Source organism: Xanthomonas sp., from assembly GCF_017163755.1.
In the GTDB taxonomy this organism is placed as follows: domain Bacteria; phylum Pseudomonadota; class Gammaproteobacteria; order Xanthomonadales; family Xanthomonadaceae; genus Xanthomonas_A.
Map to the genome: position 1 here is coordinate 1 of NZ_JAFIWC010000044.1, position 16,618 is coordinate 16,618.

Annotated in this window: 15 protein-coding genes; 9 read left to right on the top strand and 6 right to left on the bottom strand. The window is 71.0% G+C overall.

Annotation, left to right across the window (positions count from 1 at the left end; translation table 11 throughout):
* Positions 1-95: 95 nt before the first annotated feature.
* Both JR065_RS20235 and JR065_RS20240 read left to right on the top strand, forming a co-directional pair.
* A complete protein-coding gene (locus JR065_RS20235) occupies positions 96-533 on the top strand; it encodes a SufE family protein (protein ID WP_206236288.1) in 438 nt (145 codons plus the stop codon).
* On the top strand, positions 530-1,777 hold the full coding sequence (locus JR065_RS20240; RefSeq protein WP_206236289.1) for an MFS transporter: 1,248 nt from the start codon (positions 530-532) through the stop codon (positions 1,775-1,777). The genes JR065_RS20235 and JR065_RS20240 overlap by 4 nt, the downstream gene beginning before the upstream one ends.
* Before the next feature lie 24 nt (positions 1,778-1,801).
* On the opposite strand, the gene JR065_RS20245 is transcribed toward JR065_RS20240, so the two are convergent.
* Together JR065_RS20245 and dksA are read right to left on the bottom strand one after the other, a co-directional pair.
* Positions 1,802-2,851, bottom strand: a complete 1,050-nt coding sequence (locus tag JR065_RS20245) for a S41 family peptidase (protein ID WP_241093802.1) — start codon at positions 2,849-2,851, stop codon at positions 1,802-1,804.
* Positions 2,852-3,188: 337 nt separating this feature from the next.
* The gene (gene dksA / locus JR065_RS21840) at positions 3,189-4,241 is read right to left on the bottom strand and encodes an RNA polymerase-binding protein DksA (RefSeq protein ID WP_206236290.1); all 1,053 of its coding nucleotides are present in this window, start codon (positions 4,239-4,241) and stop codon (positions 3,189-3,191) included.
* Between the two features lie 114 nt (positions 4,242-4,355).
* On the opposite strand from dksA, the gene yidD reads away from it, so the two are divergent.
* The 7 genes from yidD to JR065_RS20285 all read left to right on the top strand — a co-directional run bounded on the left by yidD (position 4,356) and on the right by JR065_RS20285 (position 11,530).
* Positions 4,356-4,628 carry a membrane protein insertion efficiency factor YidD gene (gene yidD / locus JR065_RS20255; RefSeq protein ID WP_206236309.1) on the top strand — a complete coding sequence of 91 codons (273 nt, stop codon included), beginning with the start codon at positions 4,356-4,358 and terminating at the stop codon, positions 4,626-4,628.
* Complete coding sequence (locus JR065_RS20260) at positions 4,629-5,963, top strand: dihydroorotase (protein ID WP_206236291.1); 1,335 nt, start codon at positions 4,629-4,631, stop codon at positions 5,961-5,963.
* On the top strand, positions 5,963-6,820 hold the full coding sequence (locus JR065_RS20265) for a M23 family metallopeptidase (protein WP_206236292.1): 858 nt from the start codon (positions 5,963-5,965) through the stop codon (positions 6,818-6,820). The genes JR065_RS20260 and JR065_RS20265 overlap by 1 nt, the downstream gene beginning before the upstream one ends.
* Positions 6,821-7,242: 422 nt before the next feature.
* On the top strand, positions 7,243-8,619 hold the full coding sequence (eat, locus tag JR065_RS20270) for an ethanolamine permease (RefSeq protein WP_206236293.1): 1,377 nt from the start codon (positions 7,243-7,245) through the stop codon (positions 8,617-8,619).
* A gap of 28 nt (positions 8,620-8,647) precedes the next feature.
* Complete coding sequence (locus tag JR065_RS20275) at positions 8,648-10,042, top strand: ethanolamine ammonia-lyase subunit EutB (RefSeq protein ID WP_206236294.1); 1,395 nt, start codon at positions 8,648-8,650, stop codon at positions 10,040-10,042.
* An 8-nt stretch (positions 10,043-10,050) separates the two neighbouring features.
* Complete coding sequence (gene eutC, locus JR065_RS20280; protein ID WP_206236295.1) at positions 10,051-10,872, top strand: ethanolamine ammonia-lyase subunit EutC; 822 nt, start codon at positions 10,051-10,053, stop codon at positions 10,870-10,872.
* A gap of 160 nt (positions 10,873-11,032) precedes the next feature.
* The gene (locus tag JR065_RS20285; RefSeq protein ID WP_343237308.1) at positions 11,033-11,530 is read left to right on the top strand and encodes a MarR family winged helix-turn-helix transcriptional regulator; all 498 of its coding nucleotides are present in this window, start codon (positions 11,033-11,035) and stop codon (positions 11,528-11,530) included.
* A gap of 133 nt (positions 11,531-11,663) precedes the next feature.
* Here JR065_RS20285 and JR065_RS20290 read toward each other — a convergent pair whose 3' ends face one another.
* The 4 genes from JR065_RS20290 to ubiG form a co-directional block, all read right to left on the bottom strand.
* Positions 11,664-13,181 (bottom strand): FAD-dependent oxidoreductase, encoded by a 1,518-nt coding sequence (locus JR065_RS20290; RefSeq protein WP_206236296.1) that lies wholly within the window; start codon positions 13,179-13,181, stop codon positions 11,664-11,666.
* Positions 13,182-14,161: 980 nt separating this feature from the next.
* A complete protein-coding gene (locus tag JR065_RS20295; protein WP_206236297.1) occupies positions 14,162-14,869 on the bottom strand; it encodes a phytoene/squalene synthase family protein in 708 nt (235 codons plus the stop codon).
* A gap of 22 nt (positions 14,870-14,891) precedes the next feature.
* Positions 14,892-15,602 carry a phosphoglycolate phosphatase gene (locus JR065_RS20300; protein ID WP_429001898.1) on the bottom strand — a complete coding sequence of 237 codons (711 nt, stop codon included), beginning with the start codon at positions 15,600-15,602 and terminating at the stop codon, positions 14,892-14,894.
* A gap of 46 nt (positions 15,603-15,648) precedes the next feature.
* Complete coding sequence (ubiG, locus tag JR065_RS20305; protein ID WP_206236298.1) at positions 15,649-16,365, bottom strand: bifunctional 2-polyprenyl-6-hydroxyphenol methylase/3-demethylubiquinol 3-O-methyltransferase UbiG; 717 nt, start codon at positions 16,363-16,365, stop codon at positions 15,649-15,651.
* Positions 16,366-16,618 lie beyond the last annotated feature (253 nt).

The following is a 16,618-nucleotide window of genomic DNA, read 5'->3' on the forward strand; positions in this document are numbered from 1 at the left end:
GCTGGCGTCGATTTCTCGCGAGGCTGCGCCCGTACCCTCACCCCCAACCCCTCTCCCGGGGGGAGAGGGGCTTTACCATTGATCCTGGATTTGCGATGACCGATACCGACTTCCCGCTCGAACCCACCCCCGCCGACGCCCAGGCCGCCATCGCCGAGGAATTCGGCTTCTTCGGCGACTGGTCCGAGCGCTACCAGTACCTGATCGACCTGGGCCGCAAGCTGCCCGCGTTTCCCGAGGAATGGAAGACCGAGGAACATCGCCTGCATGGTTGCCAGTCGATGGTCTGGATCGTGCCCGAGGGCAATGCGCAGCGGCTGGTGTTCCATGCGATCAGCGATTCGGCGATCGTTTCCGGGCTGATCTACTTGGCGCTGCGGGTGTACTCCGGGCGCAGCGCCACCGACATCCTCGCCACCGCGCCGGACTTCGTCGCCGCCATCGGCCTGAGCAAGCATCTGTCGCCGACCCGCAGCAATGGCCTGGCCGCGATCCTGGGCTTCATCCAGGACACCGCGCGCGCCCAGGCATGAGCGCCCCGCTGCCCACGCCGCAGAGCCTGCGCACCCTGCTGGCCTACCCCGGCTTCGCGCTGGTGCTGGCCTACCGCATCTGCGCGATGCTCTCCTACCAGATCGTCGCGGTCACCGTGGGCTGGCACATCTACGAGATCACCCGCGATCCGTTCTCGCTGGGGCTGATCGGGCTGGCCGAGATCCTGCCGTTCTTCTGCATCGCGCCGTTCGCCGGCTACCTGGTCGACCACCTGCCGCGGCGGCGGCTGGGCATGCTCGCCAGCCTGGGCCTGATCGCGACGGCGGCGGTGCTGATGGCGCTGACCCGCGGCTGGCTGCCGATGCACGGCGTGTGGCCGATCTACGCGGCGGTCGCGCTGACCGGTGCGGCGCGTGCGTTCCTGTCGCCGGTCTACAACGCGCTGTTCGCGCGCGCGCTGCCGCGCGAGGCCTATGCGCGCGGCGCCAGCATCGGCAGCGTAGTGTTCCAGACCGGCATGGTGATCGGGCCGGCGCTGGGCGGCCTGCTGGTCGGCTGGGGCGGCAAGGACCTGTCCTACGGCGTGGCCGTGGCGGTGGCCTGCGTGGCGCTGCTGTCGCTGTTCCTGCTGCGCGTGGCCGAACCGATCAACGACGGCCCGCGCGCGCCGATCTTCCGCAGCATCGCCGAAGGCGCGCGGTTCGTGTTCTCCAACCAGATCATGCTCGGCGCGATGGCGCTGGACATGTTCTCGGTGCTGCTCGGCGGCGCGGTGTCGATGCTGCCGGCCTTCATCCACGACATCCTGCACTACGGCCCAGAGGGCCTGGGCATCCTGCGCGGCGCGCCGGCGCTGGGCTCGATCCTGGTCGGGCTGTGGCTGGCGCGGCACCCGCTGCAGCGCAATGCCGGACGGGTGCTGCTGTACGCGGTGGCCGGTTTCGGCCTGTGCACCATCGCCTTCGGCCTGTCGCGTCACTTCTGGCTGTCGGCGGCGATCCTGCTGGCCTACGGCATGTGCGACGGCGTGTCGGTGATCGTGCGCCAGACCATCCTGCAGCTGGCCACGCCGGACGCGATGCGCGGTCGGGTGTCGTCGATCAACGGCATCTTCATCGGCTCGTCGAACGAACTGGGCGCCTTCTACGACGGCGTCATGGCGCGCCTGGTCGGCCTGGTGCCGGCGGTGGTGATCGGCGGCTGCGTGACCCTGGCGGTGGTCGCGACTACCGCGCTGAAGGCGCCGAAGCTGCGCCGGCTGGACCTGCGCGATCTGCAGTAATGGCTGCACACAATGCGAGGGACGCTAGCGCGGCGTCGGCTCGAACAACGCCTTGAGCCGGTCGCGCTCGCCTTCGTCGCCGCTGGCCGCGATCAGCCCTTCCACCGCCATCCGGTAGGCGGTATCGAACGCCTGCGCCGCCGGTGCAGCGACATCCGGCGCCACGCCGCTGCCTTCCCAGTTGCCGCCGGTGATCGGGCTGACCGACCTGGCGTACGGCACGCTGATGGCGAAATGCTCGGTGAGCCGGAAGGCGCGGCTGGGATGCGCGCCGCCGCCGGTGGCCTCGCCGACCACGGTGGCGCGCTTGAGGTGCTTCAGCGCGTAGGCGAAATCCTCGGCCGCGGAGAACGTCTGCCTGCTGGTCAGCACGTACACCGGCTTGCTGCCGCCGAACGCGCGCCCGGGCACCGTCGGCGTGGTCCAGTACTGCTCGGTCGTGCCGTCCTTGCGGGTGTAGATGTCGTTCAAGTGCACGCGGCCGTCGAACAGGTAACTGGCGATATAGGCGACCATCGCCGGGTCGCCGCCGAAGTTCTCGCGCAGGTCGATGATCAGCGCGTCGGTGTTGGCGACGAAGTCCATCGCCGAGGTGGCGGTGGCGGCGGCCAGGTAGGGATAGGCGAAGATGCGGAACTTGACGTAACCGACGTTGCCGCCCAGTCGCTCGACCTTGTCGAACGCGAAATTGTCCTTGGCAACCGCCGCCCTTGCCTTGTCCAGGTCTGCGGCGCTGGGATAGATCGGCTCGTCGCGGGCGCCTTGCGGCCGGTATTCCAGCCACAGATGGCCGTCGTGGCTGACCGCGCGCAGGTCGTCGGTCAGCCGTTGGGTCAGGGCGGCGGGGTCGTCGATGCGCTGGTACTCGCCGCGCGCGGCGTGGCGCCGCAGCGCCTGGCCCATCTTCCTGGCCAGCGGCGGATCGATGTATTCGGCGTCCAGCTTGGCCGCCACCGCGTCGATCAGCGCAGTGCGCTCGGCCGCGCTCACCGTCGCGGCCTGCGCCCACGCCGGCGCCTGCAGCCAAAGCGATGTGCATACGACCGCCGCGCCAAAGATCGTCTTCCGCCACATGATCGGCCTCCTAAGCCTGCCTGCCGCGCTCGAGCGCTGCCGCTCCGGCGCATGCTAGCGGTTCGCGGCCACAGGCGCTCCGCCGACGGAAAGAAACGAGGCATCTCCAGCAGGCCTGCGCCGCTGCCTGGACCTGCGCCGTATCCGGAAGGATATCTGCGCGTAGCGCCATGTAGCCACGTTTGACGATGCCTGCATTGCGATCGCCAGTGCGACGCCGGCACCGACTGGAGGGAGAGGAGCGACGATTCGGGCCGGCAGAAAGCGGTACCGGCCTGGCACAACAAAAAGGGCCGGTCATTCGACCGGCCCTCGGTTTTGTGCCAGGCGCAGGACTTCAGTCGCCCTGCTGCTTCTGCAGGTGTTCCCAGCGCTCCTGCGCGTCGATCGTGCGCTCGGCGGTCAGGCGCGCGTCCAGGCGCTCCAGGCCGATCTCTTCGCCGGTGTCGACGCAGTAGCCGTAGTCGCCGGCGTCCAGGCGCTTGAGCGTGCTGTCGATCTTGCCGATCAGCTTGCGGTAGCGGTCGCGGGTGCGCAGTTCCAGCGAGTTCTCGGTTTCGCGGGTGGCGCGCTCGGCTTCGTCGCCGATGTCGCGGACTTCCTCGCGCAGGTTCTCGATGGTCTGCTTGGACTCCTCGACCAGGTCGGCGCGCCAGCTGAGCAGGCGCTGGCGGAAGTACTCCTGCTGCAGCGTGCTCATGTACTCCTCGTCCGCCGAAGGCTTGTAGCCCTTGGGCAGGATCGGGCGACCGGTGGCTTCGTCGGTCTTGTACTCGACCACCTTGTACTTGGCCGGCTTGGTCGGGGTGTTGGACTTTGCGGTCACGGCCACCGCGACCTTGCCGGTCGGCTTGGCGATCGGCGCTTTCGGGGTGGGTTCGGACTTCGTCGGGGTTTTCGCGGAGGATTTCGAAACGGACACGGGATTCTTATGTTGCGGGGTCGCGGGCGCGGCGGGCTTGGCGGCAACGGTCGGGGCGACCGGTGCGGCGGCGGGCTTGGCGGCCTTGACCGGGACAGACTTGGCCGGCGCCGGCTTGGAGGCCAGCTTCGGTACGGGTTTGGCCACCGCCGGAGCGACGGCGGGCGCGGTGGCCGGTTTCTGCTTCGTTACCGGTTTAGCGGCGGGCTTGGCCACCGCTTTAGCGGCCTTGGCCGGCGGCGCCTTGGCCGGCGGCTTCTTGGCGACGGGCGCCGGCTTAGCCGGTGCCTTCTTCGCCGCGACCTTGGCCGGGGTTTTCTTCGCGGGCGCCGGCTTGCTCGCCGCCTGCTTGGCCAGCGGCTTCTTCGCCGGTTTGGCAGCAGCGGACGTCGTCGCCTTCTTGGCGACGGGCTTGGCGGGTTTCTTGGCGGCCTTGACGGCCTTCTTTGCAGGTTTTTTAGCAGCCACGAATCGCTCTTCCTTGGTTTTCCCGGGGCCCGGGAAAGCGGGCCTTTATAGCCTACCCTACCCCCTGCGGCAACCACGCCGCCTACACAGCGGTGAACGGCGCCCCGCGGGCAACTGGCATATCATGCTCCGGTGATCGCCCGCGCTCTCATCGCCGTGCTGCGCCTGTACCAGCGCTTCATCAGCCCGCTGCTCGGGCCGCGCTGCCGCTTCGTGCCCAGCTGCTCGGCCTATGCGGTGACCGCCATCGCCCGCTACGGCGCCCTGCGCGGGGGCTGGATGGCCGCCCGCCGCGTCGGCCGCTGCCATCCCTTCCACCCCGGCGGGTTCGACCCGGTGCCCGAGCCTTCGGCGCCGCCGGCCTGCCGCTGCCCAGGAAAACACTGAATGTCGCCTTCCACCCTGATCGTCAACGCCCGCCTGGTCAACGAAGGCCGCGAAACCGAGGGCGACCTGCGCATCGCCAACGGCCGCATCGCCGCGATCGCGCCGCAGCTGACCGCGCGCGACGGCGAAACGGTGGTCGATGCGGCCGGGCGCTGGCTGCTGCCCGGCATGATCGACGACCAGGTGCACTTCCGCGAACCCGGCCTGACCCACAAGGGCGACATCGCCAGCGAATCGGCCGCGGCGGTCGCCGGCGGCCTGACCAGCTTCATGGACATGCCCAACACCAACCCGCCGACCCTGAACGCGGCCGCACTGCAGGCCAAGTACGACCTAGCCGCCGGCCGCGCCTGGGGCAACTACGGCTTCTACCTGGGCGCCAGCAACGACAACCTGGACGCGATCCGCACGCTGGACCCGAAGACCGCGCCGGGCATCAAGGTGTTCATGGGCGCCTCCACCGGCAACATGCTGGTCGACAACCCGCAGACCCTGGATGCGATCTTCCGCGAGGCGCCGACCCCGATCATCACCCACTGCGAAGACACCCCGACCATCGACGCCACGCTGGCCGCGTTCAAGCAGAAGTACGGCGACGCATTGACCCCGGAGATGCACCCGGACATCCGCTCGCGCGAGGCCTGCCTGAAGTCGTCGCAGCTGGCGGTGTCGCTGGCGAAGAAGCACGGCACCCGCCTGCACGTGCTGCACATCTCCACCGCCGACGAACTGGCGCTGTTCGCCCCGGGCCCGATCCAGGACAAGCGCATCACCGCCGAGACCTGCATCCACTTCCTGCACTTCGACCGCGCCGACTACGCCGCGCTGGGCAACCTGATCAAGTGCAACCCGGCGATCAAGGACGCCAGCGACCGCCAGGCGCTGATCCGCGCGATCGCCGAGGACGTGATCGACGTGCTCGCCACCGACCACGCGCCGCACACCTGGGAGGAGAAGAGCAAGCCCTATGCGCAGGCGCCGTCCGGGTTGCCGCTGGTGCAGTACGCGCTGGTCGCGGCGCTGGAACTGGTGCACGACGGCAAGCTCGGCGTGGCCCAGGTGGTGCACAAGTTCGCGCATGCGCCGGCGCTGCTGTTCGACGTGCACGAGCGCGGCTTCCTGCGCGAGGGCTATCACGCCGACCTGGTGCTGATCGACGACACCTCTTTCAGCGTGCGCCGCGACGACGTGCTGTCCAAGTGCGGCTGGTCGCCGTTCGAAGGCCGCACGTTCCGCTCGAAGATCGCCTCGACCTGGGTCAACGGCGTGCTCGCCTGGGACGGCAGCCGGCTGGTCGGCAGCCCGAACGGGCAACGCCTGGCGTTCGACCGCTGATGCGGCGCGCGATGCTGCCGGGCGCCACGCTGGCGCTCGGCCTGCTGATGTGCGCCGCGCCCGCGTCGCCGCTGCAGGCGCAGGACGCCGCGCGCGCGGCCGATGCGCAGGTGGTGTTCCCGTCCAGCGCCTCGCAGGGGGCGCTGGTGATCGGCAAGGTGCCGCCCGGCAGCCGGGTGCAGTACGCCGGCCGCAGCTTGCGGGTCAGCGACTACGGCAGCGTGGTGTTCGGCATCGGCCGCGACGAGCGCGGCCCGCTGCAGGTCGCGGTGCAACTGCCCGACGGCGGCAGCCGCACCGCGAGCATCGCGGTCACCCCGCGCGACTGGCCGACCGAGCGCGTCAACGGCGTGCCGCCGAAGACGGTCAACCCGCCGCCGGCGATCGCCGAGCGGATCAAGCGCGAGCAGGCGCAGGTCACCGCCGCACGCGACCGCGACGACGCACGTACCGATTTCGCCGCGCCCTTCGCGTGGCCGGTGCAGGGCCGCATCAGCGGCCGCTTCGGCAACGCGCGGGTGTACAACGGCCAGCCGGGCGCCGGCCATTCGGGCATGGACATCGCCGTGCCCACCGGCACCCCGGTCAAGGCGCCGGCCGCCGGCGTGGTCACCTTCGCCGCGCCGGACCTGTACCTGACCGGCGGCACCGTGCTGCTCGACCATGGCTACGGGGTCAGCTCCAACTTCCTGCACCTGTCGCGGATCGACGTGAAGGTGGGCGAGCGCATCGCCCAGGGCCAGGTGATCGGCGCGGTCGGCGCGACCGGGCGCGCGACCGGGCCGCATCTGCATTGGGGGATGAACTGGTTCGACGTGCGCATCGATCCGCTGCTGGTGCTGGAGCGGACCAAGTAACCGCAACTGCTTCTGTGGGAGCGACTTCAGTCGCGACGGGCCTTACCGGTAGAGCCCGTCGCGACTGAAGTCGCTCCCACGAATGCCGAAGGCATTTACCCCATCCTGCAGCAACGGCCTCAATCGCGACCGGCGCAGTGGTGGACCTTCCGGCTTCAGCCGCGACAGGCACCGCCAACGCACTGTCGCAACTGGCGCAGCTTCTCGCATCCCACCTCGACACTACGCCGGCGCATCCTCCGCCTGCAGCAACCGGCCCTACCGCGGGCCGGGCCCACGGCGCCATGCTGCTTTACGGTATAACCGTTGGGGCGGCCAGCGTGTAGCGGCTGGCTCGGCGCCCGCAACGGCGCGCAATGCGCAATCGCAGTCCCCGCGGCGAATCTCGCCGCGGCGTTCGCTCTCCCTCCCCTGCCCAGGAGATGTGCGCAATGACGATCGAGAAGCTCAAACCCACCCTTGGCACCCTGCACCTGTGGGGCATCGCCGTCGGCCTGGTGATCTCCGGCGAGTACTTCGGCTGGAGCTATGGCTGGGGCGCCGCCGGCACCCTCGGCTTCCTGGTCACCACGGTCCTGGTCGCGGTGATGTACACCTGCTTCATCTTCAGCTTCACCGAACTGACCACCGCGATCCCGAACGCCGGCGGTCCGTTCGCCTACAGCCTGCGCGCGTTCGGCACCGCCGGCGGGATGGTCGCCGGCATCGCCACGCTGATCGAGTTCGTGTTCGCGCCGCCGGCGATCGCGATGGCGATCGGCGCCTACCTCAACGTGCAGTTCCCGGCGCTGGACCCGCGCCTGGCCGCGGTCGGCGCGTACATGATCTTCATGACCTTGAACATCCTCGGCGTCGGCATCGCCGCCACGTTCGAGCTGGTGGTGACGGTGCTGGCGGTGATCGAGCTGCTGGTGTTCATGGGCGTGGTCGCGCCCGGCTTCAGCGTGGCCAACTTCGCGCGCGGCGGCTGGGCCGGGTCGGACACGTTCAGCGCCGCGGCGATCGGCGGCATCTTCGCCGCGATCCCGTTCGCGATCTGGTTCTTCCTGGCCATCGAGGGCGCGGCGATGGCCGCCGAGGAAGCCCAGGACCCCAGGCGCACGATCCCGCGCGCCTACATCGCCGGCATCCTGACCCTGGTGACGCTGGCGTTCGGGGTGATGATCATGGCCGGCGGCGTCGGCGACTGGCGCAGCCTGTCCAACATCAACGACCCGTTGCCGCAGGCGATGAAGGCGGTGGTCGGCGACGATTCGACCTGGCTGCACATGCTGGTGTGGATCGGCCTGTTCGGCCTGGTGGCCAGCTTCCACGGCATCATCCTGGGCTACTCGCGGCAGTTCTTCGCGCTGGCGCGCGCCGGCTTCTTGCCGCATGGGCTGGCCAGGCTGTCGCGCTTCCGCACTCCGCACCGGGCGATCCTGGCCGGCGGCGTGGTCGGCGTGGCCGCGATCTACAGCGACGGCCTGGTCAAGGTGCAAGGCATGTCGCTGACCGCGGCGATGATCACCATGTCGGTGTTCGGCGCGATCGTGATGTACATCATGAGCATGCTCAGCCTGTTCAAGCTGCGACGCAGCGAGCCGCTGCTGCCGCGCAGTTTCCGCGCGCCGGGCTATCCGCTGGTGCCGGCGATCGCACTGCTGCTGGCGCTGGTGTGCCTGGCGGCGATGGTCTGGTTCAACCCGCTGATCGCACTGGTGTTCCTGGCGCTGATGCTGGCCGGTGCGGGATGCTGCGCGCTGAGCCTGCGCCGCAGCGGCGGCGCGATCGCCGCCGCGGCCACCGGCGAGGCATGATCGGCGTCACGGCGCGCGGAGGAAGGGCATGAGCGGTTTCGCACATAGCGTCGGCGGCCAGCGCTGGCGCTTCGCCGACCTCAAGGACCTGTTGGCCAAGGCCACCCCGGCGCGCTCGGGCGATCGCCTGGCGGGAATTGCCGCCGACAGCGAGCCGCAGCGGGTGGCGGCGCAGATGGCGCTGGCCGACCTGCCGCTGCGGCACTTCCTGAACGAGGCGGTGATTCCCTACGAGGACGACGAGGTGACCCGGCTGATCGTCGACAGCCACGACGCGGCCGCGTTCGCGCCGGTCGCGCACCTGACCGTCGGCGGCTTTCGCGACTGGCTGCTCGGCGAGCAGGCCGACGAAGCGGCGCTGGCCGCGCTGGCGCCCGGGCTGACCCCGGAGATGGCGGCCGCGGTGTCCAAGCTGATGCGCATCCAGGACCTGGTGCTGGTGGCGCAGAAGATCCGCGTGGTCACCGCGTTCCGCAACACCCTGGGCCTGCGCGGGCGGTTGTCGACGCGGCTGCAGCCCAACCATCCCACCGACGACCGCGCCGGCATCGCCGCCAGCGTGCTCGACGGCCTGCTGTACGCCAACGGCGATGCGGTGATCGGCATCAACCCGGCCAGCGACAACACCCAGACCATCTGCGAACTGCTGAAGATGCTCGACGCGGTGATCGCCGGCTACGAGATCCCGACCCAGGCCTGCGTGCTCACCCACGTCACCACGTCGATCGAGGCGATCGAACGCGGGGTGCCGCTGGACCTGGTGTTCCAGTCGATCGCCGGCACGCAGAAGGCCAACGCCAGCTTCGGCATCGACCTGGCGCTGCTGCAGCAGGGCTACGAAGCCGGGCTGAGCCTGCGCCGCGGCAGCGTCGGCGACAACGTGATGTATTTCGAGACCGGCCAGGGCAGCGCGCTGTCGGCCGACGCGCACCACGGCGTGGACCAGCAGACCTGCGAGGCGCGCGCCTATGCGGTGGCGCGGCGCTTCAAGCCGCTGCTGGTCAACACCGTGGTCGGCTTCATCGGCCCGGAGTACCTGTACGACGGCAAGCAGATCATCCGCGCCGGGCTGGAGGACCATTTCTGCGGCAAGCTGCTCGGCGTGCCGATGGGCTGCGACATCTGCTACACCAACCATGCCGAGGCCGACCAGGACGACATGGACGTGCTGTTGACCCTGCTGGGCGCCGCCGGCATTAACTTCATCATGGGCATTCCCGGCTCCGACGACGTGATGCTCAACTACCAGACCACCTCGTTCCACGACGCGCTGTACGCGCGCCAGGTGCTCGGGCTGCGCCCGGCGCCGGAGTTCGAGGCCTGGCTGGAGCGGCTGGACATCCTGCGCCTGGAGCACGGCCGCTTCCGGCTCGGCGACGCGCCGCCGCCGGCGTTCCAGCGCGCGCTGGCGCAACTGGGCTGAGACGGCGCATGCGCGACGACGACCGTCCCGCCCACGCCGATCCCTGGCACGCGCTGCGCCGGCTGACCCCGGCGCGCATCGCGCTCGGCCGCGCCGGCACCAGCCTGCCCACCGCCGCGCAGCTGGATTTCCAGTTCGCCCACGCGCAGGCGCGCGACGCGGTGCAACTGGGCTTCGACCACGCGCCGCTGCGCGCGGCACTGGCCCGGCGCGGCCGCGAGCCGTTGCTGTTGCACAGCGCTGCCGGCGACCGCCAGGTCTACCTGCAGCGCCCCGACCTGGGCCGGCGGCTGAGCGAGGACTCGATCGACCGGTTGCGCGGCCACGCGGCGCTGCAGCGCGCGCCGGCCGACCTGGCCGTGGTCGTGGCCGACGGGCTGTCGGCGCTGGCGGTGCACCGCCACGCGTTGCCGATGCTCGAGCGCATCGACGCGCTGGCCGCCGCCGAAGGCTGGTCGCTGGCGCCGGCGACGCTGGTCGAACAGGGCCGCGTGGCGATCGGCGACCAGATCGGCGAGATCCTCGGCGCGCGCATGGCGGTGGTACTGATCGGCGAACGCCCAGGGCTGAGCTCGCCCGACAGCCTGGGCGCGTACTTCACCTACGTCCCGCGGGTGGGCCTCAACGACGCCTGCCGCAACTGCATCTCCAACATCCGCGGCGAAGGCCTGAGCTATGCGCAGGCGGCGCACAAGCTGGCCTACCTGATGCGCGAGGCGTGCCGGCGCCAGCTCTCCGGCGTGCAGCTGAAGGATCAGGCGCAGGACGCGGCGCTGGGCCACGACGGCGATGCGCCGCCGCCCACGGCCAATTTCCTGCTGCCGCGCTAGCGGCGCGGCCCGCTCGCATCGCGCTCACCGCGGCGGCGTCCGCGCGCGCCGTCGCGGGCATCGCCGGCGCCACGACCGGGGTCGGCACCCGCCCGTACATGGCGCATCAGGCCCGCGCACTGCATGTATATTGCACGCATTGCCGCACGAGACCGCGCCAGTGCCGAAGAAAGCCGCCAAGTCCCCCACCGACCGCGAGATCCAGATGCTGCATGGCGCGCTGGTCGACCTAGTCGGCGTGATCAACCGGCCGCAGGGAGATGCGGCGATGGTCGAGGAAGCCGGCATTTCCCTGGACAGCGCGCTGTTCCCGCTGCTGGTGGGCATCGCCCGCGTCGGCCCGATCGGCGTGGTGGAACTGGCCGAGCGCTTCGGACGCGACTACACCACCGTCAGCCGCCAGGTGGCGAAGCTGCAGAAGCTCAAGCTCGTCACCCGGCGCGCGGCGCAGGCCGACGCGCGCGTCAACGAGGCGTCGGTCACCGACAAGGGCCGGAAGATGGTCGACGCGATCGATGCGGCGCGCAGGCGCATCGTCACCGCGATGCTCGCCGACTGGAGCGAACAGGACGTGCAGCGGCTGACGCTGCTGCTGCGGCGGCTGGCCGACAGCGCGCTGCTGTGGGAAGGCGCCCTCCCCCGCACCCGCGCGGCATAGATCCAGTCCCCGCGGCGGCCGGCGTGCACCGGCGCCGGCGATGCCACGATCGTCCTTGCATCGCGCGCGACCGCCGCCGGAACACGGCTGCATCGCCTGCGATGACGCGAGTGTCGCTGGCGTCCAACGCAGATCAGGCCGCGCGCGCGTACGCGGCCATTCCGACCGCGCCGAAGTACGCCTCCAGTGCCGCCGCTTCGTGCGCCGCGACGATGGCGCCGACATGGCCGTCGGGGCGCACCAGCACCCAGTCGCCGGGCGCCACGCCGTAGGCGCCGCGGATGTGCCCGGCATCGTCGACGATGTCGCCGCCCGGCCCCACCCGGTGGACGTGCAGGCCGGCGCGCGCGGGCGGCGCCCACGCGCCACGCTCGGGGTGGTATCCGAGCAGCGTCCAGTGCGGGCCCCGGAACAGGTCGAACAGGCGGCGCGGCTGGCCGCCGGCGCCGCGACACGGCGCGTCCGGCGCGCGGTCGCCGGCACGGACGCCGTCATCGCGCGCGATCCGCTCCAGTGCCAGCGGCGAACCGGGATAGCCGATGTCGAGCTGGTGCATTTCGCGGCCGCGCCGCACCGCGCCGCTCGCGGATGTCTCCAGCAGCCGGGTGGCCAGGCCCAGCACCTGCGCCGCGACCGGGCGGCGTTCGGCTTCGTAGCTGTCCAGCAGCGCTTGCGGCGCACCGCCGACCACCGCGGCCAGTTTCCAGCCGAGGTTGTAGGCGTCCTGCACGCTGGTGTTCAGCCCCTGCCCGCCGGTGGGCGGATGCGCGTGGGCCGCGTCGCCGGCGAGCAGCACGCGCCCGTCGCGGTAGCGCTCCGCCAGCCGCGCCTGCATGGTGAACGCCGACGCCCAGCTGACCGCGTCGACGACGATGTCGTGGCGGCCGCTGCGGCTGGCGATCATCTCGGCCAGCCCTTGCGCGCTGAGATCGATCTCGCCTTCCAGCGGGATCGGCGCCTGCAGCTGGAACAGCGGCGTGCCCGCCAGCGGGCATAGCGACAGCTGCGTGTGCATCGAGTCTGCGTTGAAGCGGTGCCAGGCGTCGCGGTCGATCCCGCGCAGCATCAGGTCGGCGACGACGGCGCGCACGCCGAGCGTCTTGCCTTCGAAGCCGATGCCCAGCGCGCGCCGCACGAAGCTGCGCCCGCCGTCGGCGCCGACCAGGTAGCGCACGCGCAGCGTTTCCTCGCCGCGTGCGCTGCGCAGCTGCGCGGTGACGCCGTCCGCGTCCTGCGCGAAGCCGACGAGTTCGCAGCCGAATTCCGCCTGGCCGCCGTGCTCGGCCAGCCGCTCGCGCATCACCGCCTCGGTCAGGAACTGCGGCACCATCAGCGCGATGTGGTACGGCTCGCCCGGATCGGGCGCGCGAGGCTCCATCAGCGCCGATTCGTACCACGTGCCGTCCTCGCGGTAGCTGCGCTGCGGCGGATAGACGCCGCCCGCCGCGACCAGGCGATCGGCGATGCCCAGGTCCTCGAACACCTCCAGGCTGCGCGGCTGGATGCCCTTGCCGCGCGAGCCCTGGAACGGCCCGTCGAGCTTGTCGATCAGCCGGAACGACAGGTTGCGGCGCGCCAGGTCCAGCGCCAGGGTCAGGCCGGCGGCGCCGGCACCCACGATCAGGATGTCGCTTGCGAAGTTCCCGGTCATTGCAATTCCTCCGGCGACCGCTGCCGGGGCGGCAGCAGTACGCCCATTGTGTGCAAGAAGCACGTTGTCCAACGGTGTGGATGGCGAGAATCGTCTTGTCCGCAGTGCAGCTACCTATCGCCCGATCTAGCCGGCCCAAATAGGTGCTTGTTGCACACAATTACACAAAATCCATATATGTGCAAATAGCACTTAATTGCCAACACGGCGGCATCGGCTGTCCCCATGACGGCACCAGCCACCCGGACTGTCGGAACAGGCGAAGCTGCGCGGCAGCGGGTACGGCTGCGCGGACTCGCTGGTGCTGGCAGCGTTCGTCACAGCACGGGTTAGTAGCCGGCATCGCCCCGTTCTGCATCGCCATGACGAACGGCCTTGCCGTAGACGCGCATCATCGGCGCCCGGTCACGGCGATCCGCCGTGGGTGTAGGGACTGGCGGTTGGGAGGCCGTTGCGACACGTGCGGTCTCCTACTCCTACTCCTACTCCTGGCCTGGCCTGGCCTTGGCTAGCCCTGGCTAGCTGGCTGGCCTGGCTGGCTGGCTGGCTGGCTGGCTGGCTGGCTGGCTGGCTGGCTGGCCTGGCTGGCCTGGCCTGGCCTGGCTGGCTGGCCTGGCTGGCCTGGCTGGCCTGGCCTGGCCTGGCTGGCCTGGCCTGGCCTGGCCTGGCCTGGCTGGGCTGGGCTGGGCTGGCTGACTTGGCTTGGCCAAGCCTGCAGCGTTGGCGACCGCTGCGCGTCATACGTGCATGGACGTGGACCGCGCGGACGCCGTCGTTGGCCAGGCGCAGAAACTGCGCCATGGCGGTATCGAAGGACGGCGGCCAAGCGCAATTGCGCGTATCCGCCGGGCAGCGGGCCCTACCCCACCCGCACCTGAAACCATGCCTGTTGCGTCGGTCGCGGCAGCCTGGCTGCCCACCGCCATCGGGACGGCGCTTTGCCCCACCGCAGCATCGCGGGGGCCTGCGCGGGCCTCGCCTCAGCCCAGGCCGGCCCACCACGCGCGCCATAGCGCCGCCATCGACGACGACGGCTTCGGCGCCGCCGTGCCCAGCTGCCGGACCCGCGCACGCGCCAGCGCCGAGACGATGCGGCGCGGACGGGTTCCGCCGACCCGTCGCGGCCAGCGTTGCAGCAAGGCCTGCGCCCAGCGTTGCCGCGCCTGCGCGTCGTCGCCGCTACGCAGCGACAGCGGCACCGCCGCGATGCCGGCATCGGCCAGGCGCTGCGCCAGCACCTGCGTGGCCACCGCCTGCGCCGCGTCGCCGCGGCGTTCGTCGCCGAACAAGGCGCGTTCGACCGCGGCCGCCGCTTGCGCGAAATCCGCCAGGCGCTCGTAGGCGTGCGCCGCATCGGCCGCGGCCGCGCGCGAGGCCGGCAGCGACGGCAGCGCCTGCGCCAGTTCCGCCCATGGCGCCGTTACCGGCTCGAGCACGCGGCCGAGCGGATGCCGCGAGCGGCGCGCGGCCCAGCTGCGCAGTTCCTCGCCCCACCACGCCAGCTTGGCGTCGGCCGGCAACGGGTCGCCGGCGATGTTGAGGATGTCGTCGAACTCCTGCAGCAGCGCGAACCAAGCCACCGCCAGCGCCCGCTGCGGGGCCGGCACGAACGGCTCGGCCACCGCCCATTCCGGCCAGCGCATGCGCCATTTGTCGAGGAAGGCATCCAGTGCGGAGGTGCTGCTCATCGGGATCTGCGGTTCTCTTGCGTCAGTTCGGGGCGCCCGGCCGCGGCCACGCCGCCGCATCGAGCAGTTCGGCCGGCTGCGCCGCCAGGAGGTCGGCGCGCCAAGCGTACGGATCGTCGCTGTCCAGGCGGTAGCCCCACAGCGCCGCGACCGAGGCCATGCCGGCGGCGCGCGCAGCGGCGATGTCGCGCTCGTCGTCGCCGACATAGGCGGTTTGCGCCGCGGCCACGCCGATCCGCTCGGCGGCGACCTGCAGCGGCAGCGGGTGCGGCTTGCGCTGGGGCAGCGTGTCGCCGCCGATCAGCACCGCGCAACGCCGCTCCCAGCCCAACTGCGGCAGGATCAGCCGCGCCAGGTATTCGGGCTTGTTGGTGACGATCCCCCAGCGCGCGCCGTCGTCCTCCAGCGCCTGGAGCAGCGCGGCGATGCCGTCGAACAGCAACGCGTGGCGGCCGATCAGCGCCTGGTAGCGCTCGAGGAATTCGGCCACCAGCGCCAGCCGCGCGGCCTCGTCGAGCTCCGGGAACGCCACGCCGAGCATCGCGCGCGCGCCCTTGGACACCTGCGGACGCAGTTGCGCCAGACTCAGCGGCGCGCGGCCGCGATCGCCGAGCATCGCATTCGCGGTGGCGAGCATGTCCGGCGCGGTATCCAGCAGCGTGCCGTCCAGGTCGAACAGCACCGCGCGCGGGAATCCCCGCGATGGCGCCGGCGCGATTCGGGACGACGTCACCGGCGCGCGCTCCCGCTGCTACGGATTCCCGATTCCCGCTCCCGGATCACGGCTTCACCGCACACGCCAGGTAGTTGACGTCGGTGCGCGAGGACAGCCGCGCGCGGTTGCGCCACGGCTCGTAGGCCATGCCGCTGACGTCGCCGAGCTGCAGCTCGGCCTGGCGCAGCCAGGCCGCCAGTTCCGCCGGCTTGATGAAGTCCTGGTAGCGGTGGGTGCCGGTGGGCAGCAGGCGCGCGACGTATTCGGCGCCGACGATCGCCAGCGCGAACGCGGCCGGCGTGCGGTTGAGCGTGGACAGGAACAGCTGGCCGCCCGGCTTGAGCAGCGTCGCGCAGGCGCGGATGATCGCCGCCGGGTCGGGCACGTGCTCGAGCATCTCCATGCAGGTGATCGCATCGAAGCTGCCGGGCTGTTCGGCGGCCAGGTCCTCGACCGCCTGCACGCGGTAGTCGACTTCGACCCCGGACTCGAGCTTGTGCAGCCGCGCGACCTTGATCAGCTCCGGCGCCAGGTCGATCGCGGTGACCGCCGCGCCCTCCTTGGCCAGCGCTTCACTGAGCAGCCCGCCGCCGCAGCCGACGTCGAGCACGCGCGCGCCGCGCAGCGCGACCCGGTCGGCCACGTAGCGCAGGCGCACCGGATTCAGCGCATGCAGCGGCTTCTGCGGGCCGTCGGCGTCCCACCAGCGGGTGGCGAGCGCGGCGAACTTGTCGAGTTCGGCCTGGCTGAAATTCGATGCAGCGGCAGCGTGCTCGTTCATGGGGTCGGTTCCTGTTGCGATTGCGGATGGAGGAGAGCGCCCGGCACGGCGACGTCAGACAAGCCTGCCAGAGCCGGCGCGAAGGCCTTGCCAGCGCCGGCCGGCGCTGGCGGACGCCGCCGGCACTCCGGCGAATGGCCGCCCTCGGCCAGTCGCGGCCGTGCACCGGCCGCGGGCCGCGCGCGGCCGGCTGGGTCGGCGTGCGCGAGGTATGCGGTGGACCTGGCGCGCGGCACGCGCGGGCGGGACGGGT

Bases quoted from the DNA above. Each gene is read 5' to 3' on its own strand.
- JR065_RS20275 (WP_206236294.1), top strand. From the start codon at position 8,648: ATGAGCGGTTTCGCACATAGCGTCGGCGGCCAGCGCTGGCGCTTCGCC.
- JR065_RS20290 (WP_206236296.1), bottom strand. From the start codon at position 13,181: ATGACCGGGAACTTCGCAAGCGACATCCTGATCGTGGGTGCCGGCGCC.
- JR065_RS20240 (WP_206236289.1), top strand. From the start codon at position 530: ATGAGCGCCCCGCTGCCCACGCCGCAGAGCCTGCGCACCCTGCTGGCC.
- ubiG (WP_206236298.1), bottom strand. From the start codon at position 16,365: ATGAACGAGCACGCTGCCGCTGCATCGAATTTCAGCCAGGCCGAACTC.
- JR065_RS20245 (WP_241093802.1), bottom strand. From the start codon at position 2,851: ATGTGGCGGAAGACGATCTTTGGCGCGGCGGTCGTATGCACATCGCTT.
- JR065_RS20260 (WP_206236291.1), top strand. From the start codon at position 4,629: ATGTCGCCTTCCACCCTGATCGTCAACGCCCGCCTGGTCAACGAAGGC.
- JR065_RS20265 (WP_206236292.1), top strand. From the start codon at position 5,963: ATGCGGCGCGCGATGCTGCCGGGCGCCACGCTGGCGCTCGGCCTGCTG.
- JR065_RS20295 (WP_206236297.1), bottom strand. From the start codon at position 14,869: ATGAGCAGCACCTCCGCACTGGATGCCTTCCTCGACAAATGGCGCATG.
- JR065_RS20235 (WP_206236288.1), top strand. From the start codon at position 96: ATGACCGATACCGACTTCCCGCTCGAACCCACCCCCGCCGACGCCCAG.
- eutC (WP_206236295.1), top strand. From the start codon at position 10,051: ATGCGCGACGACGACCGTCCCGCCCACGCCGATCCCTGGCACGCGCTG.
- eat (WP_206236293.1), top strand. From the start codon at position 7,243: ATGTGCGCAATGACGATCGAGAAGCTCAAACCCACCCTTGGCACCCTG.